16 protein-coding genes and 1 pseudogene are annotated in these 18,828 nt (G+C 61.7%); 11 read left to right on the top strand and 6 right to left on the bottom strand.

Annotated elements, in window-relative coordinates:
- The first annotated feature begins 109 nt into the window (after nucleotides 1–109).
- From JQ558_RS25085 to ald, 11 genes are all read left to right on the top strand, one after another.
- Complete coding sequence (locus tag JQ558_RS25085; RefSeq protein WP_212208372.1) at nucleotides 110–307, top strand: hypothetical protein; 198 nt, start codon at nucleotides 110–112, stop codon at nucleotides 305–307.
- Between the two features lie 211 nt (nucleotides 308–518).
- Complete coding sequence (locus tag JQ558_RS25080) at nucleotides 519–2,183, top strand: ABC transporter ATP-binding protein (protein WP_212208425.1); 1,665 nt, start codon at nucleotides 519–521, stop codon at nucleotides 2,181–2,183.
- Between the two features lie 34 nt (nucleotides 2,184–2,217).
- On the top strand, nucleotides 2,218–3,888 hold the full coding sequence (locus JQ558_RS25075; RefSeq protein WP_212275161.1) for a peptide ABC transporter substrate-binding protein: 1,671 nt from the start codon (nucleotides 2,218–2,220) through the stop codon (nucleotides 3,886–3,888).
- A gap of 86 nt (nucleotides 3,889–3,974) precedes the next feature.
- Complete coding sequence (locus JQ558_RS25070; RefSeq protein ID WP_212208374.1) at nucleotides 3,975–4,925, top strand: ABC transporter permease; 951 nt, start codon at nucleotides 3,975–3,977, stop codon at nucleotides 4,923–4,925.
- Nucleotides 4,926–4,945: 20 nt separating this feature from the next.
- Nucleotides 4,946–5,824 (top strand): ABC transporter permease, encoded by an 879-nt coding sequence (locus JQ558_RS25065; RefSeq protein WP_212208375.1) that lies wholly within the window; start codon nucleotides 4,946–4,948, stop codon nucleotides 5,822–5,824.
- Nucleotides 5,825–5,867: 43 nt separating this feature from the next.
- The gene (locus JQ558_RS25060) at nucleotides 5,868–7,178 is read left to right on the top strand and encodes an FAD-binding oxidoreductase (RefSeq protein ID WP_212208376.1); all 1,311 of its coding nucleotides are present in this window, start codon (nucleotides 5,868–5,870) and stop codon (nucleotides 7,176–7,178) included.
- 184 nt (nucleotides 7,179–7,362) lie between these two features.
- Nucleotides 7,363–8,235 (top strand): GNAT family N-acetyltransferase, encoded by an 873-nt coding sequence (locus tag JQ558_RS25055; protein WP_212208377.1) that lies wholly within the window; start codon nucleotides 7,363–7,365, stop codon nucleotides 8,233–8,235.
- An 11-nt stretch (nucleotides 8,236–8,246) separates the two neighbouring features.
- Nucleotides 8,247–9,431 carry an alanine racemase gene (locus JQ558_RS25050; RefSeq protein ID WP_249119000.1) on the top strand — a complete coding sequence of 395 codons (1,185 nt, stop codon included), beginning with the start codon at nucleotides 8,247–8,249 and terminating at the stop codon, nucleotides 9,429–9,431.
- A 72-nt stretch (nucleotides 9,432–9,503) separates the two neighbouring features.
- The gene (locus JQ558_RS25045) at nucleotides 9,504–10,781 is read left to right on the top strand and encodes an FAD-binding oxidoreductase (protein ID WP_212208378.1); all 1,278 of its coding nucleotides are present in this window, start codon (nucleotides 9,504–9,506) and stop codon (nucleotides 10,779–10,781) included.
- Nucleotides 10,778–12,235 (top strand): aldehyde dehydrogenase family protein, encoded by a 1,458-nt coding sequence (locus JQ558_RS25040; RefSeq protein ID WP_212275162.1) that lies wholly within the window; start codon nucleotides 10,778–10,780, stop codon nucleotides 12,233–12,235. The genes JQ558_RS25045 and JQ558_RS25040 overlap by 4 nt, the downstream gene beginning before the upstream one ends.
- Nucleotides 12,236–12,559: 324 nt before the next feature.
- Nucleotides 12,560–13,672, top strand: a complete 1,113-nt coding sequence (gene ald / locus JQ558_RS25035) for an alanine dehydrogenase (RefSeq protein WP_212208379.1) — start codon at nucleotides 12,560–12,562, stop codon at nucleotides 13,670–13,672.
- Between the two features lie 103 nt (nucleotides 13,673–13,775).
- Here ald and JQ558_RS37935 read toward each other — a convergent pair whose 3' ends face one another.
- The 6 genes and pseudogenes from JQ558_RS37935 to JQ558_RS25010 form a co-directional block, all read right to left on the bottom strand.
- Entirely contained in the window at nucleotides 13,776–14,672 is an 897-nt protein-coding gene (locus JQ558_RS37935) for an FAD-binding oxidoreductase (protein WP_409410577.1), read from the bottom strand.
- A gap of 18 nt (nucleotides 14,673–14,690) precedes the next feature.
- Nucleotides 14,691–15,065 (bottom strand): annotated as a pseudogene (locus tag JQ558_RS37930) (FAD-binding oxidoreductase); the annotation flags it as partial.
- A 1,261-nt stretch (nucleotides 15,066–16,326) separates the two neighbouring features.
- A complete protein-coding gene (locus JQ558_RS25025) occupies nucleotides 16,327–16,827 on the bottom strand; it encodes a ferritin-like domain-containing protein (RefSeq protein ID WP_212208380.1) in 501 nt (166 codons plus the stop codon).
- Between the two features lie 182 nt (nucleotides 16,828–17,009).
- Nucleotides 17,010–17,168, bottom strand: a complete 159-nt coding sequence (locus JQ558_RS25020; protein ID WP_212208381.1) for a hypothetical protein — start codon at nucleotides 17,166–17,168, stop codon at nucleotides 17,010–17,012.
- Between the two features lie 68 nt (nucleotides 17,169–17,236).
- Complete coding sequence (locus tag JQ558_RS25015; RefSeq protein ID WP_409410571.1) at nucleotides 17,237–18,145, bottom strand: DNA ligase; 909 nt, start codon at nucleotides 18,143–18,145, stop codon at nucleotides 17,237–17,239.
- 240 nt (nucleotides 18,146–18,385) lie between these two features.
- Nucleotides 18,386–18,625 (bottom strand): hypothetical protein, encoded by a 240-nt coding sequence (locus JQ558_RS25010; RefSeq protein WP_212208382.1) that lies wholly within the window; start codon nucleotides 18,623–18,625, stop codon nucleotides 18,386–18,388.
- Between the last annotated feature and the right edge of the window lie 203 nt (nucleotides 18,626–18,828).

Here is an 18,828-nt window from a genome sequence, read left to right as displayed (position 1 = left end):
CAGAAGTTCCTGCCGCCCGCGTGCCGCGTTTCGGCGACTCTGGGAGGACCGAAGCGGCCAAACTCGTGAGCATCAAGCAAGAATCTCGATCAATGCGTCGAGGATCATAATGGGAGCCATCGACATGGGCCTTGCCGAGGAACTGACCTTAGCGAAAGCCGTCACGCCTCTCATGGCGTTCCGCTACACAAGCTTCGATGTCGCAGGTACGATGATCGATTTCGAGAGCGTGACTGAGGATGGACCTTCCCTCATCGCGGCCGAGGCTGGGCAGTTCACCAAGCCGACGATCAGTTTCGCTCACTGACGGGGTTGGCGAACGCGGGCAACGCCGCGTCTTGAGCGGCACAGCTCTTGCTCGTCGAGCATAGAGGTCAGAATCCATGTCGCAGCTTCCGACCGGGGAATGCCAGTATGAACGGCGAGTTCTCGACCTGTCCGATCGCGCAGCCAAAAGCGTCCGAAGTCTCAATTCGCAGCAGGATGTCCCGATGCCGTTGAAAGGGAAGGATACTCTGATGGCCTCTAGCATCCAGGCTGCAGACTCCCAGGACGTGGCGCTCTCGGTGCGCGACCTTTGCGTAAGCCTGCCGGGAGGGATGGAGCGGGCCTTTGCCGTCGAGAATATCTCCTTCGATCTGAAGCGCGGCCAGATCTTGTGCATCATTGGAGAATCCGGCTCGGGAAAGTCGGTCACGGCCAACGCGATCATGGGACTTCTGCCCAAGGTGATCCGGGTTTCCTCTGGCGCAATCCACCTCGACGGAAGGAACATCGCGGGTCTGCCTGCCGACAAGCTGCGCGGCCTGCGCGGACGGGTCGTGTCAATGATCTTTCAGGACCCGCTTTCAGCGCTCAATCCGTTGATGACGGTGGGTGCGCAGATCGACGAAGCCATGGCGGCGCATGGCGTCGGCACACCGAAATCCCGCCGCAGCCGCGCGATCGAGTTGCTGACCGAAGTGGGTCTGCCCGATGTGCAGCTCATGTATCATCAGTATCCGTTCCGGCTTTCGGGTGGTCAGCGACAGCGCGTGATGATCGCGATAGCCCTGGCGCTCGAGCCCGCGATCTTGATCGCAGACGAGCCGACAACCGCACTCGACGTGACCACCCAGGCGCAGATCCTGAAGCTGATCCGCGACATTCAGCGCCGCAAGGGAATGAGCGTCATGTTCATCACGCACGATTTTGGGGTGGTGGCCGAGATCGCCGACAGCGTCGTGGTGATGGAGAAAGGCCATGTCGTCGAGCAGGGCAGCGCCGTTCAGGTTCTAAAATCCCCCAACCATCCTTACACGCGGCGGCTCATCGCGGCCGTCCCACATCTGACAGGCAAGGACCGGATTCCTCTGGAAGCTGCCGGGAAGGCGCCGATCCTGCAGGTTAACGGTTTGGTGAAAACCTATCGCAGCGGCGCCAAATGGTTCGGCGCCACGCGGACTGTGCCGGCGGTGAACGACGTATCGTTCGACCTGGCACCTGGGCGGACGCTCGGCGTCGTCGGCGAAAGCGGCTCCGGCAAGTCGTCGCTAGGGCGGCTTTTGATCAAACTGATGGACAGTGACGGTGGCCGCATTCTGTTCGAGGGCCGCGACATTGCCGGGCTTTCTGAAGCCGGGTTCCGCCCACTGCGGCCGCGGATCCAGATGATCTTTCAAGATCCTTTCGCCTCCCTCAACCCGCGCTCGACGATCGGTCATATCCTCACTGTGGGCCCGGTCGCGCATGGAAAGCCCTATGCGCAAGCACGCGAAGAGGCCCGGGGACTGCTATCCCATGTCGGTTTGGATGCTGGCGCCTTTGGCCGCTATCCGCACGAGTTCTCCGGTGGGCAACGCCAACGCATCGGCATTGCCCGGGCGCTGATGTTCAAACCGACGCTGCTGATTGCCGATGAAGCGGTTTCAGCGCTTGACGTGTCGATCCAGGCCCAGATCTTGAAACTGCTGGATCAGATCCAGCGGGAGACCGGTGTCTCAATGATCTTCATCACCCACGATCTGCGGGTGGCCAGCCAGATCTGCGACGAGATCGCCGTGATGCAGCGCGGGCGAATCGTCGAACGCGGACCGCCCTCGCAGATCTTCCTGAACCCGAAATCATCCTACACGCGCGAACTGGTGGCGGCGATTCCTGGAGAGCAGCCGGAACACGCCCGCCAGGCTTCGGCAAATCGATGAGAGTAATGACGGATACCGCCACACGGAGGAAATCATGACCAAGCATTCCAAATCTGCATCCAACTACTCGCGACGCGACACATTGCGAATGATGGCCTTGGGCGGGGCTGCCGGCATCTTCGCGCCCAATCTGTTGACCGAGCCTGCCTTCGGCCAAAAGGCTCCCCGAACTCCCAAGGGCCGGATTGTCGTCGGGCTCTCGCAAGAACCCACGGTCTTCAATCCGCTGATGGCGCATATCGAGGTCGATGACGGCGTGCATTTCTCGCTCTTCGACGCGCTCTTCCGGATCGATCCCAAAGGCGTTATCCAGCCGAACCTCGCGGTGGAGGTGCCGACGCAGAAGAACGGCGGTATTTCCGAGGACGGTCTGAAATGGCGGATTCGCTTGCGCGACGATGTCCGTTGGCACGACGACAAGCCTTTCACGGCCGAAGACGTGAAATTCACCCTCGAACTCATCACGAAGCCGAACTTCCGCAGTTGGCGTACAACGGGCCACTCGTTGGTGCGCGACATCACCGTGGTCTCGCCTGTCGAGATTACATGGCGGATGGAGCAGGCTTTCGCACCGTACCTGTCGTTCCTGACCGAAACCTTCATGGTGCCGAAGCACATCCTGGAGAAGGAAGCTGATCCGAACAATGCCGCCTTCAACCAGACGCCAATCGGTACCGGTGCGTTCAAGTGGGGCACCCGCGTTCCGGGCGACCGTATCGAGCTTCTCGCCAACTCGAACTATTTCGGTGAAGGTCCTCATATCGAGCGGCTGATCTTCAAATACATTCCCGATCTCACCGTCCTGTACACCCAATTCAAGAGCGGTGACGTGGACATCGTGGGCCAGTCGTACATCACCCCCGATCATTACCAGGAAGCTCGCAAGCTGCCGAACCGGGTGGTGACGCTGGAGCCCAAATCTTCATTCGAGTCTCTTTACCTGAATGTCGAGCGCCCGCAGTTCAAGGAACTGCAGGTCCGCCAGGCGCTTTATGCGGCGATCGACAAGAAGGCGATTATCGAAGGACTCTATTACGGCGTGCCGACTCCGACCGAGACCTTCATGCCGCGGCAGTCTTTCTATCATAACCCGGGCCTGCCGTTGCATGAGTTCAACGTCAAGCGGGCGCAGCAGATCCTCGACGCGGCCGGCTGGGCGCCAGGACGGGACAAGATCCGAGTAAAAGACGGTGTGCGTCTGTCCTTCACCAACTCGACCACGTCAGGCGACCCCCTTCGCGAGCAGGTGCAGCAGTATCTGCAGCAGACGTTTGCAGAGATCGGCGTCGAGATGACCATCTCCAACCTTCCCGCCGCGGTGATGTGGGGCGAGTACTGGCAACGATCGCGTTTCGATTCGGTGATCGTCGGCAGCACTTACTTGATCGGCGCAGACCCGGACGTCACCAACCGCTTACATTCGCTTTCGATCGGTAACAAGGGCGGCCGCGGCTCAAACAACGCGCAGTACGTCAATCCGGAGGTCGACGCTCTATTGGAGAAAGGTAGCCGCACCTTCGATCCGGAAGCCCGGCGCGCTATTTACTTCCGCGTACAAGAACTGGTCCGGCATGACCTGCCCTTGCTGCCGCTTTATCAGAACGTTTCCGTGCAGGGGCACAAGAAGGGGATTCAAGGTGCGGTGTCCAACGGCAACACGCGCACCGAATCCTGGAATGCCGGCGCCTGGTCCTGGGCGAGCTGATATTCGCGGCCGCCGCCCGTCTGCCGAAAACCAGTTGGGGCGGCAACCTACTACTGAATTTCTCATGCTACAGGAGGAAAGGCCGGATGCGTGGATTTCTGCTGAATCGCCTCTCACAGAGCCTCGCGCTGCTGGTGATCGTCTCGATCATCGGCTTCACCATTCTGAGTCTTATTCCAGGCGGCCCCCTGTCGCAATTTGCGCGGGATCCGGGCATGACCCAACAGGATATCGAGCGGCTGGCGGAACAGTTGGGATTGAACAGGCCGCTATGGATCCAGTACTTCGACTGGGCATGGCGCCTTGTGCAGGGCGACTGGGGCCGCTCCTTGCGCGACGGCACGTACGTGCTGTCGGTGATCGGCCGGCATCTCTTTGCCACCTTCCTGCTGATGGGTACCTCGACGGTGATCGCGATCGCCATCGGTACCTGGATTGGCATCCGTGGCGCCACCCACCGTTATTCGCTGTTTGACTATCTGGCAACGATCGGCGCCATGGTCGCGCTATCGATCCCGACCTTCTGGTTCGGGCTGGTCGGGATCTACGTCTTCACCCTGAAGCTGGGTTGGGTGCCTGCCGGGAACATGTACACTATCGGCGACGGCTCCGTTCTGGATTACCTGCACCATCTGATCCTGCCAAGCGTGGTGCTGTCGCTCGTCCATGTCGCGATCTGGAGCCGCTACATGCGGACGGCGACGCTGGACGCCATTAGCCAGGACTTCGTCAAAACTGCCCGCGCCAAGGGCGTGAGCGAGCGCCGAATTCTCTTGAAACATGTTGTCGGCAACGCACTCCTGCCAATGATCACGCTTGCAGGCGTGCAGCTGCCCAGCATTCTAACGGGTGCATTGGTGACCGAGACGGTCTTTACCTGGCCAGGAATGGGACGGCTGTTTCTCGACAGCCTCGGTTACAGCGACTACCCGGTCGTGATGGGGTTGCTGATGTTCTCCGCCATCCTGGTCATTCTCGGAAACCTGATCGCCGACATCGTCGTCGCTATCGTCGACCCGCGCATTCGTCTGGGCTGAAAAGACAGGAGCCAACTGATATGACCGCTCTCGCCGTAAGCGCAGCTCCAAGCCGATGGTGGCATAGCCGCGCGGTACTCCGCTTCATCAACCACCGCCTGGCGCTGCTAGGTCTGGCAATGATCACGCTGCTGACGCTGGCGTGCGTCCTGGGCCCCTATCTGTTGCCATATGACTCGCTCTACATTGACTTGCGCGCCCGCTTCGCGCCTCCGATGACCGGACATCATTATCTTGGCACCGATCCGCTGGGGCGCGACCTGGCGGCTCGACTGTTAATGGCAGGCCGGATCTCGTTGCTGGTGGGATTCTCGGCGATGCTGTTGTCGATAGTGATCGGAGCACTCGTCGGCGTGATCGCAGGCTATCGTGGCGGCTGGATCGGCGCAGTCCTGATGCGTACGGTTGATGGCTTCCTCTCCTTTCCGTCGATCTTTCTCGTGCTGGCGCTGGCTGCAGCATTGCGGCCCAGCCCCATCATGATCACGATTATCATCGCCATTACCAAATGGATGGAAGTTGCTCGCATCGTCGAGGCTGAGGTTCGCTCGTTACGCGAGCGCGAGTTTGTCCAGGCCGGTCGGATGCTGGGGCTGAGCGGAACGCACATCATGTTCAGGGAGATCTTGCCCAACGCTATGGGTCCGATCATCGTGGCCGCCAGTTTGACGGTCGCCCGTGCGATACTTCTGGAAGCGTATATCAGCTTCCTCGGTTATGGGATCCAGCCTCCGCTTCCCAGCTGGGGCAACATGCTGAACGGCGCCCAGCAGTATCTGGCCAGCGCTCCCTGGCTCGCCATCATTCCCGGCGCCGCGATTACGATCGCGGTGACAAGCTTCAATTTCATCGGCGACGGGCTGCGCGATGCGCTCGACGTCCGAGACGACCACATTTGAGTCGGCAATCCCGGGCCGCGCTCTAACACGAGAAGTCAGCTACATGCACGAGCCGAGACTCGCCGAGAAGGACACGCCCTACTGGTGGGAGGCCTCACCGCTAAAACCGCTGCCTCAACAGCCATTGCCCAGGAAACTCGACGTGCTGATCGTGGGCGCGGGCTATGCCGGCCTTTCGGCCGGGTTGGTGCTGGCGCGCGAGGGCCGCTCGGTTGCGGCCTTTGATGCAATGGACCCGGGTGAGGGGGCTTCGACGCGCAACGGTGGAATAACCAGCGCAAGCATACGACCTGATTACGCGACGATTTCCCGGCGCTTCGGCGCGGACAAGGCGCTGGCGATCGAGGCGGAAGGCAAGCTCGCGCGCGAATTCCTGTACGATTTCATCAGGACGGAACGGCTCGAATGCGACTTTCAGCTGGTTGGACAGTTCAAAAGTGCGTTCGGATATGAACAATACGAAACGATGGCGCGCAGCGCTGACGCGCTCGCGAAGAAACTGCGGATCGAGTCTCACGCGGTTCCGTATGCCGAGCAGCGCAACTACATCGGCACCGATTTTTACCGTGGTGGCACGGTCCGGATGGATATCGGTGGGCTACACCCGGCGAAGTTTCACGCTGAACTCCTTCGCGTGGCGCTCGCTTCGGGTATGGTGGTCCATGCGCGCACGCCGGTCATCTCAATCGAGAGGGATGGCTCCGGATTCCGCGTCGTGACCTCGGCCGGATCGGTACAGGCGCGTCAGGTGCTGGTTTGTACGAATGGCTACACCGACGGCGCGGTACCCTTCCTGCGCCGCAGGCTGGTCCCGGTTCGCAGCCGGATCATTGCAACCGAAGAGCTCGCGCCTGAAGTCATGGCGCGGCTGATGCCAAAGCGCTTGATGATGACGGAGAACCGCCAGGTCGGCTTCTATTACCGACCTTCGCCCGACGGCAAACGTATCCTGTTAGGGGGGCGCGACAGCTCTCGTGTAGGCAACCCGGCGGCTCCGAAGCTCCTTCTGCGCAAGGGGCTGATGAACCTTTTTCCGGAACTGGAGAAGGTCCGCCTTTCGCACAGCTGGTTCGGCAATGTGGCGATGAATCGCGACATGCTCCCGCGCATCTTCGAAAAGGACGGTGTGGTCTATGCCACCGGGTTCTGCGGCTCAGGCGTCGTCTGGGCGCCGTGGATCGGAATGCATGCGGCCCACAAGCTGATGGGACACGACGAGGCGGCACGCACCGCCTTTGACTTCCGTCCGCCGGCTTCCATCCCGCTCTATCGTGGCGATCCCTGGTTCATGCCCGCCATCATCTGGGGATATCGGATGCAGGATCGGTTCGCGCAGTGGCGCGACCGTCGCTGACGGCACATCGTCTGTTCTGATGCATCATCAATGAAATCCTGTGCCGTACTTTGCTTCAGTCTGATTGCGTAATGCTGTCGGACCCAAGATACGCTGCAGCTCGTGTGAGCATCGTCAAATGGATCTCGCCGCGTCAGGCACTGGCGATTAGTCCGGCAACCCAAGCAAGAGACGTCGACGCATCATGGCAACCGCAGCTACCCAGGCCGGAGATCGCGAGAATGAAGACGCGGCCCTGGTCCCTTTCGCGAGATCGCATCTGGAAGGTGCCCTGAAGCTCTCGCAGGAGATGTCTTGGCCGTACCTGCTCAAGGATTGGGAATTTGCGCTGCAGCTTGGCAGCGGTTTCGTGGTCACGAGCAAAGGTTCTGTGGTGGGGACCGCGCTCTGGTGGCCTTACGGCGACACCCATGCTTCCGCCGGAATGATCATCGTCTCGAAAGCCGTTCAGGGACGCGGTTACGGGGCCCGGCTGATGGACGCGCTGCTCGCGGCGGCACGACCACGGATCATCACGCTGAATTCGACGACCGAAGGCCTTGCGCTTTACGCACGCCGCGGCTTCGCCAGCATCGGCATGCTGCACCAGCATCACGGCATTCCCAGCCAGCGCCGCGACATGCCGCCGCTCGTCGACGTCAGAACGATGGTTCCATCGGACTTCGGGGCGATCGTGGGTCTCGATCGCGAGGCCACCGGATGGACGAGGCGCGAGATGCTGAGCCGGCTGATCGAGGTCGGCGACGGCTATGTCCTCTTGCGTGACGGCATACCCCGCGGCTACGCCATTTCCCGTCTCTTCGGCCGTGGGCATGTCATCGGTCCCGTGGTCGCCGAAAGCCCGACCGATGCGCGCGCATTGATCGAGGCCGCGCTCGCGCCGCTGGGAAGAGTTTTCGTCCGGGTCGATACCTCTACGACCTCGCAACTCGGGGAGTGGCTCGAAGGCATCGGGCTGCAGCAGGTCGGCGACGCCACCACCATGGTCCTTGGGACGCAGATGCCATCGACCGGACCGGCGCGCACGTTCGCGCTCGCCAACCAGTCATTCGGCTAGGAGACATCAGGATGCCGCGCGTAGAGATGCATATCCCGAATGCCGGACCCGGCGAGGCGGCCGCGACGGTCGGCGCGCTGGCGACGCCGGCCCTCCTGCTCGACAAGGACCGGCTGGATCGCAATCTCGCCCGTCTGTCCTCCCGTATGGCCGCGCGAGGCGTCGTGCTGCGGCCCCACATGAAGACGGCGAAATCCATCGAAGTCGCCCGGCGCGCCTGTCCGTCCGGGCCCGGGCCGATCACCGTCTCCACCTTGGCGGAGGCGGAGTACTTCGCGAGTTTCGGTTTCCGTGACATGACTTATGCCGTGGGCGTGGCACCGCACACCGCTGAGAGGGCGATGCGTCTCCGGAAAGCCGGCGTCGACCTCAAGGTGCTGCTCGATTCGTCCGAACAGGCGAAGATCCTGGGCGAGGCTGGCCGCGCCGCGGCTGTGACGCCATCCGCCTTCATCGAGATCGACTGCGACGGCCACCGCGGCGGGCTGACCGCCACCGATCCCAGGCTCATGGCCGTCGCAGCCGCCTTGGCCGAGGCCGGCGTCAAGCTCGCGGGCATTCTCACCCATGCCGGCGAATCCTACAGCCTCTACACGCCCGCCACCCTTGTCGCGGCTGCAGAGAACGAAAGGGCCGTGGCTGTGGCCGCCGCGGAGACGCTGCGGGAGGCGGGGCATGAATGTTCAGTGGTGAGCGTCGGTTCGACGCCGACCGCCCATTTCGGCGAAGACCTGACCGGCGTCACGGAGATGCGGGCCGGTGTGTACATGTTCTTCGATCTGGTGATGCACGGTGTCGGTGTCTGCACCACTGACGACATCGCGATCTCGGTTCTCACCACCGTCATCGGAACGAAGCCGGAGAAGGGCTGGGTTTTGGTCGATGCGGGCTGGATGGCGCTGTCACGTGATCGCGGCACCGCCGCGCAGCGGATCGACCAGGGTTACGGTCTCGTCTGCGATCTGTCCGGCAAACTCTACCCGGACCTGATCGTCGCGCAGGCGAGCCAGGAGCACGGCATCCTCGCCATCAGATCCGGATCGGCTGCAACCCTGCCGGACCTGCCGATCGGTACGAAGGTCAGGATCCTGCCCAATCACGCCTGCGCGACGGCGTCACAGCACGAGCTGTACAATGTCGTCTCCGCGGGAAGCGACGCAATCGAAGCTCAGTGGCCGCGAATGCGCGGCTGGTAGGTTCTCAAACAGAGTTGCGCCGTCACGATTTGCGGATGCCCAGCATTCAGATAGCGAGAATCCGAGGTCGATATGAAGCTCACATCCTATTGGTTGGACACATCGGAGCCATTCAGGAGCGCCATCGCAGGACCGGTGCAAGGCACCTGCGACGTTGCGGTGATCGGCGGTGGCTTGACCGGTTCTTCGGCCGCTCTGGCTCTCGCCAAGAAGGGCGCGCGCGTCGTGCTCCTCGAAGCCGAGACGATCGGGCACGCGGCGTCCGGCCGGAACGGCGGCATGTGCAACAACGGGTTCGCCCAGGACTACGGCACGCTCTCGGCCAGGCTTGGCAAGGAAGTCGCCGATCGGCTCTATCGGGCCTTCGACGCCGGGGTCGATACGGTCGAGCGCCTGGTCGCGGAAGAGAAGATCGACTGCAGCTTCGCGCGCACCGGCAAGATCAAGCTCGCGGCCAAACCCGAGCACTATGACAAGCTGGCGCGCAGCCAGGAATTGCTCGCCGTCAGTGTCGATCCCGACACGACGATGGTGAGCCGTGCCGAACTGGCCGGCGAAGTCGGATCGGAGCGCTATTACGGCGGACTGATCTACCGCAAGAGCGCCGGCATGCATGTCGGACGCTTCGTCCGCGGTCTTGGGGAAGCGGCGGCGCGGCGCGGCGTCGAGATCCACGAGCGTACGCCGATGATGGGCCTGCGACCCGCTGCAGGTGGAGGCCACGAGATCGAGACACCGAAGGGCCGGCTTCGGGCCTCGCAGGTTCTGTTGGCGAGCGGCACCTCGCATACCGGACCGCTGGGTTGGATTCGACGGCGGATCGTGCCGGTGGGCGCCTTCCTGATCGTCACCGAGCCCTTGCCGATCGCGACGCTCGATCGGCTCCTGCCGCGGCGCCGAATGGCGGTCGATACGAAGAACCTGGTCAACTACTTCCGAACCACGCCTGACAACCGGCTGCTCTTCGGCGGCCGCGCCCGTTTCGCCATCTCCAACCCGGCCTCAGACGAGAAGAGCGGCGCGATCCTGCAGGCTGCGCTGCACGACGTCTTTCCCGAGCTTCGCGCCGTGCGCATCGACTATTGCTGGGGCGGGATGGTCGACATGACGCGCGACCGGCTGCCACGTGCCGGCGAACGCAATGGCATCTACTATTCCATGGGCTACAGCGGCCATGGCACCCAGATGTCGACCCTGATGGGGACGATCATGGCGGAAGTCATGGACGGGCGCACCGAGCTCAATCCCTGGAAGGACTTCACCTGGCCCGCCATTCCAGGTCATCTCGGTCCTCCCTGGTTCCTGCCGCTGGTCGGCGCATATTACCGGATCAAGGATCGCTTTCAATGACCTCGGCCGTTCGACACCTGATGGAAGCCGGCTTCCTCGGCAAATTCTACATCGACGGAGAATGGCGGGAGCCGCACGGATCGGCGACGGCTGTCGTCGTTAACCCGGCGACCGAGCAGCCGATCGCCGAAGTCGCTCTCGGCAATGACGAGGATGTCGAGTACGCGGTCGCCGCCGCCAGACAAGCCTTCGCCGGCTGGTCTCGCACGCCGGCTGCTGGGAGGGCGGCGCTGCTCGACCGGATCCATGGTTTGCTCCTCGAGCGGCTCGAGCTGTTCGCGCAGGCAATCACGAGCGAGATGGGAGCCGCCATCACTTACGCGCGCCGAGCCCAGGTGCCGCTGGCCGCCGAACACATCCGTGTCGCGCGCGACAATCTTGCGACCTATCCGTTCATCACTCCGCACGGCGGCACCGCGATCATGCGCGAGGCCATCGGCGTCTGCGGCCTCATCACCCCCTGGAACTGGCCTCTCTACCAGATCACAGCCAAGGTCGGTCCGGCGCTCGCGGCTGGCTGCACGGTGGTGTTGAAGCCGAGCGAATTGTCGCCCCTGAGCGCCTTGCTGTTCGCCGAGGTGGCAGATGATGCCGGGTGTCCGCCTGGTGTATTCAACCTAGTCAACGGAACAGGTCCAATCGTGGGGACCGGTCTGGCGTCACATCCCCAGGTGGACATGATCTCGATCACGGGCTCGACCCGTGCCGGGGTTCTCGTTGCGCAAGCGGCGGCGCCCACCGTCAAGCGCGTCGCCCAGGAACTCGGCGGCAAGTCACCGAACGTCATTTTGCCGGACGCCGAGCTGAACCGGGCCGTTCCACTCGGCGTCGGCGCTGCTTTCCGCAACCTCGGCCAATCCTGTAGTGCGCCCACACGTATGCTTGTGTCCCGCTCGCAGATGGCGGAGGTCGAAGTTCTCGCCGCGGCGGCTGCTTCTAAACTGGTGGTCGGCGATCCGCTCGCGGAAAGCACAACCCATGGTCCGATCGCCAACCGGCCGCAGTTCGAGCGCGTCCAGACCATGATTGGTGTCGGTCTGGAAGAAGACGCCAAGCTTGTCATCGGCGGACCGGGGCGGCCCGGCAACCTTCAGGTCGGCCTGTATGCGCGGCCGACGATCTTCTCGAATGTCCGTCGCGACATGAAGATTGCGCAGGAGGAGATCTTCGGCCCGGTGCTGTCGATCATTCCCTACGATACAGTGGAGGAGGCAGTCGAGATCGCCAACGACACTGTCTACGGCCTCGGCGCTCATGTGCAGGGCATGGATATGGAGACGGTACGGGCGGTCGCCGGGCGGATCCGGTCGGGTCAAGTCCATCTCAACTATCCGGACTGGGACCCGAACGCACCTTTTGGCGGGTACAAGCATTCCGGCAACGGCCGCGAATACGGCCTCGAGGGAATGGGGGAATATCTCGAGACCAAAGCCGTTCTCGGGTTTTACCGATGAAACGCCGCCTCTAGGGCGAGCCGTTCAAAACTAAGGTGCCGCATGTGGGCGCCCCACGATACTATCGCCATCCCACTCTATCGGGGCATTGCCTGGCTTATGGCGATCATCACTTAGCGCGGTCTGCAGGATTGCACTGTGTCGCGCCAGCGCTGACAGCATATCGTCTCATGTGCCGCTTCTTCAATGCAATACCGTGCCGGACTTCGCCTCAGTCTGATTGCGTAATGCCGTCGAACCCAAGATACGCTGCGGCCAGCGTCAAGTTCGTCAGATGAGTATCGCCGTTCGTCTGAGAAGAGTCGTCCATCAAGGAGATTGCAAATGCAAGTCGGTGTGCCCAAGGAAATCAAGACGCACGAATATCGCGTAGGCCTGACGCCTGGAGCCGTCCGAGAATATGTGGCGGCTGGCCACAGCGTGTCAGTCGAGACCAATGCAGGCGCCGGCATCGGCGCGACGGACGACAACTATCGCACGGCAGGCGCAACGATCCTGGACTCCGCGCGCGACGTATTTGCCTCAAGCGATATGATCGTAAAAGTTAAGGAGCCTCAGCCCTCCGAATGGGCGCTGCTTCGAGAGAACCAAATACTGTTCACTTATCTGCATCTGGCGCCCGACCCGGAGCAGGCGAAGGGCCTCCTGAAGTCCGGATGCACGGCAATCGCCTACGAAACTGTGACAGATGCACACGGTGGACTTCCGCTGCTTGCGCCAATGAGCGAAGTCGCGGGTCGGCTGGCGATCGAAGCGGCGGGTGCGGCCCTGCGGCGGTATGCCGGGGGGCGAGGGCTCTTGATGGGTGGCGTGCCGGGCGTTCAACCGGCGCGCGTCGTGGTGCTCGGAGGCGGCGTAGTCGGGACGCATGCAGCGCGCATGGCGGTGGGCCTGCGCGCTGAGGTCACTATTCTCGATCGGTCGATACCGCGGCTTCGTGAACTGGATGAGTTGTTCGAAGGTCGTGTTCGTACCAAATTCTCGACGATTGAGGCCATCGAGAACGAGATATTTGCCGCCGACGTTGTTATTGGCGCAGTGCTCGTTCCCGGTGCGAGCGCGCCGAAACTTGTCAACCGCGGCATGTTGAGCTCGATGCGCAAGGGAGCCGTGATCGTGGATGTAGCGATCGATCAGGGCGGATGCTTCGAGACATCGCGTCCGACGACGCATGCCGACCCAACTTACGAGGTGGACGGCGTTATCCACTACTGCGTCGCCAATATGCCCGGTGCTGTTCCGCTGACCTCAAGCCAGGCTTTGAACAACGCTACGCTGCCATTTGGTCTGGCACTCGCCAACAAGGGTTTCGCAGCCGTGCTGGACAATCCGCATCTGCGTGCTGGCCTCAATGTCCATCGTGGTCGGTTAACCTATCAGGCCGTAGCCGAGAGTCTCGGCCTGCCATGCTCCCAGATCGAGCAGGTTGCGGCCTGATCTGCTCCAAGAGGTCCCCAAGAGGTCCCTACGGGACATTTCCTCCCCAACTTGAGCCACTCCTTCGGAGTGGCTTCCTTTTTCGCTCCTCACCTCGGCATCATCAAGAGGCAGACCCGTTCCCCAACGGGCGAACCATCGCGCCGGCGTTCATGATGTCCGCTGGATCAAAGGCGGTCTTGATGCGGCGCATCGCAGCGATGCGGCCGACGTCGCCGTACCGCTCCAGAAGATGCCTCTTGAACCGACCGACACCGTGCTCCGCGCTAAACGTGCCGCCGAGCGCCGCGGCCGTGTCATAGAGTTGCAGCGAAAGGCCGCTTTCGATCCGCTTGGTGAACTCTATCCGGTCGACGCCGGGAGGCACGAGCACGTTGTAATGCAGATTGCCATCGCCGACGTGTCCATGGACGGACAGCTCAAGATCCGCGTCATACGACCGTACCTGCGAGCCGGCTAGATCCAGAAATCGCTGAATGGAGGAAAGTGGTACGGAAATGTCATGCTTGACCGATCCGTTCCGGCGCTTCTCGCCCTCCGGGATGGTCTCGCGTACCTCCCACATCGCGCTCCGCTGCGATCCGCTCTGCGCCAGGAAGGCGTCCTCGATCCATCCGGACTCGATCGCCTCGGCCAGAACGGCTTCCATCAGTCCGTCGAGATCGAGATGACGCGAGGAGGAGGTGAGTTCCGCCAGTACGGTGCCCCCAGCGCCGGCGCCGACGGAGGGCGGGTTCGTCATCGCTTCGCTCGCGAGCGCGATCGATCGGGCCGTCATGAACTCGAACATGGTGAGCAGGTCCGTGGATTCGCGACGTACCAGGGTGAGAAGCTCGGCGAGCGGGGCGCCCATCGCGAGCTTCAGCCAGCCGGTTGCGCGGCGGATCGGCAAGGGCGCGAGGCGCAACACAGCGCCCGTGACGATGCCGAGAGTTCCCTCGCTTCCAACGAAGCACTGTTTGATGTCGTAGCCGGTATTATTCTTCCGTAGTTTGCGCATGTCCGAAACCACCGTGCCGTCCGACAGAACCGCCTCGATCCCGAGGAGCAGATCGCGAGTCATTCCGTATTTGACGACGGACAGTCCGCCGGCGTTCGTTCCGATGTTGCCGCCGATCCGGCAGCTGCCTTCCGCGCCGAGGCTGAGCGGCAACAGAAGTCCGGCGGTCGCCGCAGCGTCCTGTACGTTCTTCAGGATGGCGCCGGCGTCGACAGATATGCTCATGGCGACGGGGTCGACCTCGCGGATCCTGTCCATCCGCTCGAGGCTCACGATGATCTGCCGTCCGGAGGCGTCCGGCGTCGCAGCGGCGCAGTAGCTGGTGTTGCCGCCCTGCGGAACGATTCCGATGCCCTGGTGCGCCGCCAGCCGTACGATGTCCGCGACCTGCTTTGTCGTCGCAGGCTATTACAACAGCGCATAACGACGCTTCGCGCAACCCTTTTTCAATGCAAACGCTAGCGCGTTCATTGTTCAGATGGCGCTCGATGATCCGTCCAACGCCAAACGTTCGAGCCGCGTGTTCCTGCGCCTGGCGTCGCGGTCGTTCCTAAAGTCGAGTCGTTCCTAAAGTCGATGGGCGTAAGGCGGTCCTGAACAATACAGAATGAGGAACAACGCCCGCCGCAATTGCTTGTCGTGGCACAGAGAAGGCGATTGCCGATGTCGATAAGCCTCCCCGGTAAACTGCTCGTTATGACCCTTCTGCTTTCGCCCATGCCTTCTTTTGCTCAAGGTGGTGGTGGCGGTAGGAGGCGGCGGTGGAGCTCAGGCGGCGGATCTGCGGGGGGGCTCATCGAGCGGCGCCTCTGCCGGTGGCTCGTCCGGAGGTTCAGTGGGGACTAGTCCGGGAACCACAGCCCCTAGCGCAGGCTCCGCCGGCGCCGGCAGTTCGGCAATCAGCGGCGCGCCGAATGGGCCCGCGAATCCCGCGGGTCTCAATAATTCGTTGAACGACCCGAGCGGGGCGGCCAACGCTGGCGCGCCTCGGAACGTACTGGGCACCGCGGCAGGGACCGCAAACTCGGGCGGCTCCCTTGGGAATGCGAGCGGGGGAAACTCAGCACCTCGCGGCTCCATCACAACTGGGACAGCAGGTAACAGAGCCGGTGGCACAAGCACTGGCCGCATTGACGGTACGGTAACCCCCGGCGGCCCTTCCACTCCCGCTGACGCGGTAATTAGCCAAGAAAATGCCAAAGTCGATCAGAAGGTGAAAAGTATCTGCAAAGGTTGCTAGAAACGCGCAGCACCAGCTACCCTAGTTGCTTGCCGAAGCCTTTTTGAACTTTCACCGAGATGCGTAACCCCCGGAGACCACCGTGCGCGTCGACTTACAGAAGTGAATATGTCGCGCGGGCTACGACAGACAGCCTCCCTGATGAGCCGCATTGGAGAGGGGTGAGGGGCTGCGGATCAAAATCCGCCGTGGGAAAAACCGACCAGGAGGGCCGGGGGCGTTCGATCCCATTCCTTGGGAAGACGCCATCTCTGCCCCAAAGTCAGAACTGAAATTGGCTGCAAGACGCTGTGAATCTTGCGCGGCCTGGCTGGTTGTCGGCTTCGCTTTTGTCGCAGGAATATACGAGAAAGCGCAGAAGCGCCCGGCGGGGCAATTGAGACCCGCCGGTCCGACGAGATTGTTTCTTCGGGACTATGCCGCCTTGCGCTGTTCAACCGCGAGATACTGTTGCGTCACCTTGGCCACGTTGGCATCGATCCACGCAGCCATTCGCTCTTCTTCCTTCAAGTTCGCCTCCAGCAGCGAACGGGCACTGCCCTGACCTGCGCTGTCGCATAGCGTCAGAAGCGATTTGTAGGCGGCGATCTCGAAATGCTCAAACGCATTATTGGCAAAGGTGTTTTTGAGAATTTCGTCTCCTGCCATTGCATGAGCCATTGCCATCGTGTTGGCCATTACGGATTGCGCGGCGTCCTTGAGAGTAGAATTGCTCTCTCCGCACGATTCCAGACATTGTTCGAGACGACCCAGCTGGGTGTTAGTCTCAGCCAAGTGTTCCTTCACCCGCGCCTGCACCTCCGGATAGTCGGTAAGGCGCTCCGACTGTCGTTCCATCAGTTCTCGCGCCTGTACCTCCATGGCGTGCGCGTTGCGCAGGCCGACTATGTAAACGTCTTTTGCTGTCGTGGCCATTTCCGACTCCTCTGTTGCTGACAAACGTCCAATGAATACTCACAGCCATGGTTCCTAAGCCCCGACGTTTGTGATGCACCGTCAGAGTTAGTACCAGCGGGAAGCCGCACCGACGATTATCACTACAATGACGAGGGCAAAGACCCCCAAAAGCCACGGCATGTCGCGGCGCTCGGTAGGTGTCATTTGGAGCGAATCTCCTGTTCCTTGGGCGGCATCTTGTCCTGGCCCTCGGTTTCAGCCCGCCGTGCCTGGTCTTTTCTTTGCCATTCATCAAGCGTGTGGCGAGAGACAGTCTTTTCCGACGGCTGCGGATTTTCATCGTCGTTAACGACTTTCATTTCCATCTCCTTGGGTGGCATCGCTTCAACTGGTGACGCCCTTCGGCGGTTCCTATCTGGAGCCCCCCTTACATGTCCTCACGCAATCCTTTGAAGAACGGGTGGCGCACTTTGCCCTCGGCGGACTTGGCGCGATACTCGACCTCGGCCAGAAGCTGGGGCTCAACCCAGATGCCCTTGTGCACGATCTTCTTGGCGTAGGGCTGGGTTTTGCGGATTAGCGGCGTCAAACGTTTGCGAAGTTCGGCGGCGGACGCCTTATCGAAGCCGTGGTCAACCTTGCCGGCGTAAACCAGGTCTTTGCCCTTGCGCGGGCCGAGATAGATGCCGTCCCACGTGTTGCCGTCGAGGGCGAAGCCGGCGATCGTCAATGTCTCCCGCTGGGCGCAGGTCTTCTTGGTCCAGTTGTTACCGCGGCCGGACGCATAGACGCTGTCGCGCACCTTGGAGACCACGCCTTCCAGGCCGACCTTGCAGGCGCGCTTGAAGATCTCGCGGCCGTCGGTCTCGAAGCTTTCGCTGAACTGGATGTCAGTGGCGGCGATCAGCTTAATGAGGTGCGCCTTGCGCTCCATCAGCGGCAGTTTTCGCAGGTCATAACCGTTGAGATAGAGCAGGTCGAAGGCGACCAGCACGATGCGGGTCGATTTGCCCTTCAGTTCGTTCTGCAGAACGGAAAAGCCGGTGGTGCCGTCGGCGGCCGGCACCACAACCTCGCGATGATTGCGGATCCGGCGCTGATGTGTCAGGCAGGCCATCTTCCTGAACCGGTTGGTCCAGTGTTGCCGCGCCTGGTGTAGACCTTGATCGCCTCGTTGGCGAGGTGGACCTGGACGGTAGCCGTCGAACTTGATTTCGTGAATCCAGCGTTCGCCATTGGGCACGTTGTCGATCAAGGTCGCCAGCGCGGGCTCGATAAATCCGGGGAAGGGAGCCTTGACCCCGATCGCCGCTGGTTTCCTCCGCTGGAAAGCCACGGGTCACATCAAGCGTATCGGCAGCGGCAGCTGCACGTCGTGGTCACGTTCGAAGGGGTCGCTGAAGTCTTGCAGGAAGAATGGGATGTCGCGCCCCTGCAGATAGCAGCGCCGGCGCAGCTCATGGGCGACGTCCTCGGAAACATCCTCCGACCTCGGCGTGTTGAAGGCGATAACGCGGATCGGGTTGCTGTATTGCCCCGTGAGCAGGTCCTGGATGACCGTCTCGAGGTCGGTGGTCTAATCGGTCAACCGGCCGTCCAGGCCGATCATACCGGTTTCGATTGCCGCGCCGTTGATTAGCTCGACGACACAGGAAATGATGCCCCCATGCGGGAAGTATACTCGCTGGACATGCGCATGGGTCTCCGCAATCACAAAGCCCTGGCGAAGCTCTGCGATGGTGAGGTGCGGCTCGAGTTGCGCGAATGTGGAACGATCGAGCCGGGATAATAGATGATTTTCAGGATGACCGCGCATGGCACTCCCTCCGTAAAAGGCGGGAGCACGAGAACTCTCAGTCACCGAAAGATACCCAGGGACGGCCCGGTGATAATGTCAGTTACCCGACATTTGAGAAACTGTCTGCCAGCTAAGGGTCATAGAGGTCAAATCGGGGCACCATTCGGAACGCGGCGGTGGCTAGGGCGGTGCTTGAACGTGGCTGTCTTTCGATCCAGTTG

It is taken from the genome of Bradyrhizobium sp. AUGA SZCCT0160, assembly GCF_018130105.1.
Lineage (GTDB): Bacteria > Pseudomonadota > Alphaproteobacteria > Rhizobiales > Xanthobacteraceae > Bradyrhizobium.
This window is presented reverse-complemented; position numbering and strand designations above follow the sequence as displayed.

Excerpts from the sequence above, each read along its gene's own strand:
- JQ558_RS25050 (WP_249119000.1), top strand. The coding sequence starts at position 8,247 with ATGCCGCGCGTAGAGATGCATATCCCGAATGCCGGACCCGGCGAGGCG.
- JQ558_RS25040 (WP_212275162.1), top strand. The coding sequence starts at position 10,778 with ATGACCTCGGCCGTTCGACACCTGATGGAAGCCGGCTTCCTCGGCAAA.
- JQ558_RS25065 (WP_212208375.1), top strand. The coding sequence starts at position 4,946 with ATGACCGCTCTCGCCGTAAGCGCAGCTCCAAGCCGATGGTGGCATAGC.
- JQ558_RS25085 (WP_212208372.1), top strand. The coding sequence starts at position 110 with ATGGGAGCCATCGACATGGGCCTTGCCGAGGAACTGACCTTAGCGAAA.
- JQ558_RS25020 (WP_212208381.1), bottom strand. The coding sequence starts at position 17,168 with ATGAAAGTCGTTAACGACGATGAAAATCCGCAGCCGTCGGAAAAGACT.
- ald (WP_212208379.1), top strand. The coding sequence starts at position 12,560 with ATGCAAGTCGGTGTGCCCAAGGAAATCAAGACGCACGAATATCGCGTA.
- JQ558_RS25025 (WP_212208380.1), bottom strand. The coding sequence starts at position 16,827 with ATGGCCACGACAGCAAAAGACGTTTACATAGTCGGCCTGCGCAACGCG.
- JQ558_RS25055 (WP_212208377.1), top strand. The coding sequence starts at position 7,363 with ATGGCAACCGCAGCTACCCAGGCCGGAGATCGCGAGAATGAAGACGCG.
- JQ558_RS25045 (WP_212208378.1), top strand. The coding sequence starts at position 9,504 with ATGAAGCTCACATCCTATTGGTTGGACACATCGGAGCCATTCAGGAGC.
- JQ558_RS25070 (WP_212208374.1), top strand. The coding sequence starts at position 3,975 with ATGCGTGGATTTCTGCTGAATCGCCTCTCACAGAGCCTCGCGCTGCTG.
- JQ558_RS25010 (WP_212208382.1), bottom strand. The coding sequence starts at position 18,625 with ATGCGCGGTCATCCTGAAAATCATCTATTATCCCGGCTCGATCGTTCC.
- JQ558_RS25060 (WP_212208376.1), top strand. The coding sequence starts at position 5,868 with ATGCACGAGCCGAGACTCGCCGAGAAGGACACGCCCTACTGGTGGGAG.
- JQ558_RS25080 (WP_212208425.1), top strand. The coding sequence starts at position 519 with ATGGCCTCTAGCATCCAGGCTGCAGACTCCCAGGACGTGGCGCTCTCG.
- JQ558_RS37935 (WP_409410577.1), bottom strand. The coding sequence starts at position 14,672 with ATGCGCAAACTACGGAAGAATAATACCGGCTACGACATCAAACAGTGC.
- JQ558_RS25075 (WP_212275161.1), top strand. The coding sequence starts at position 2,218 with ATGACCAAGCATTCCAAATCTGCATCCAACTACTCGCGACGCGACACA.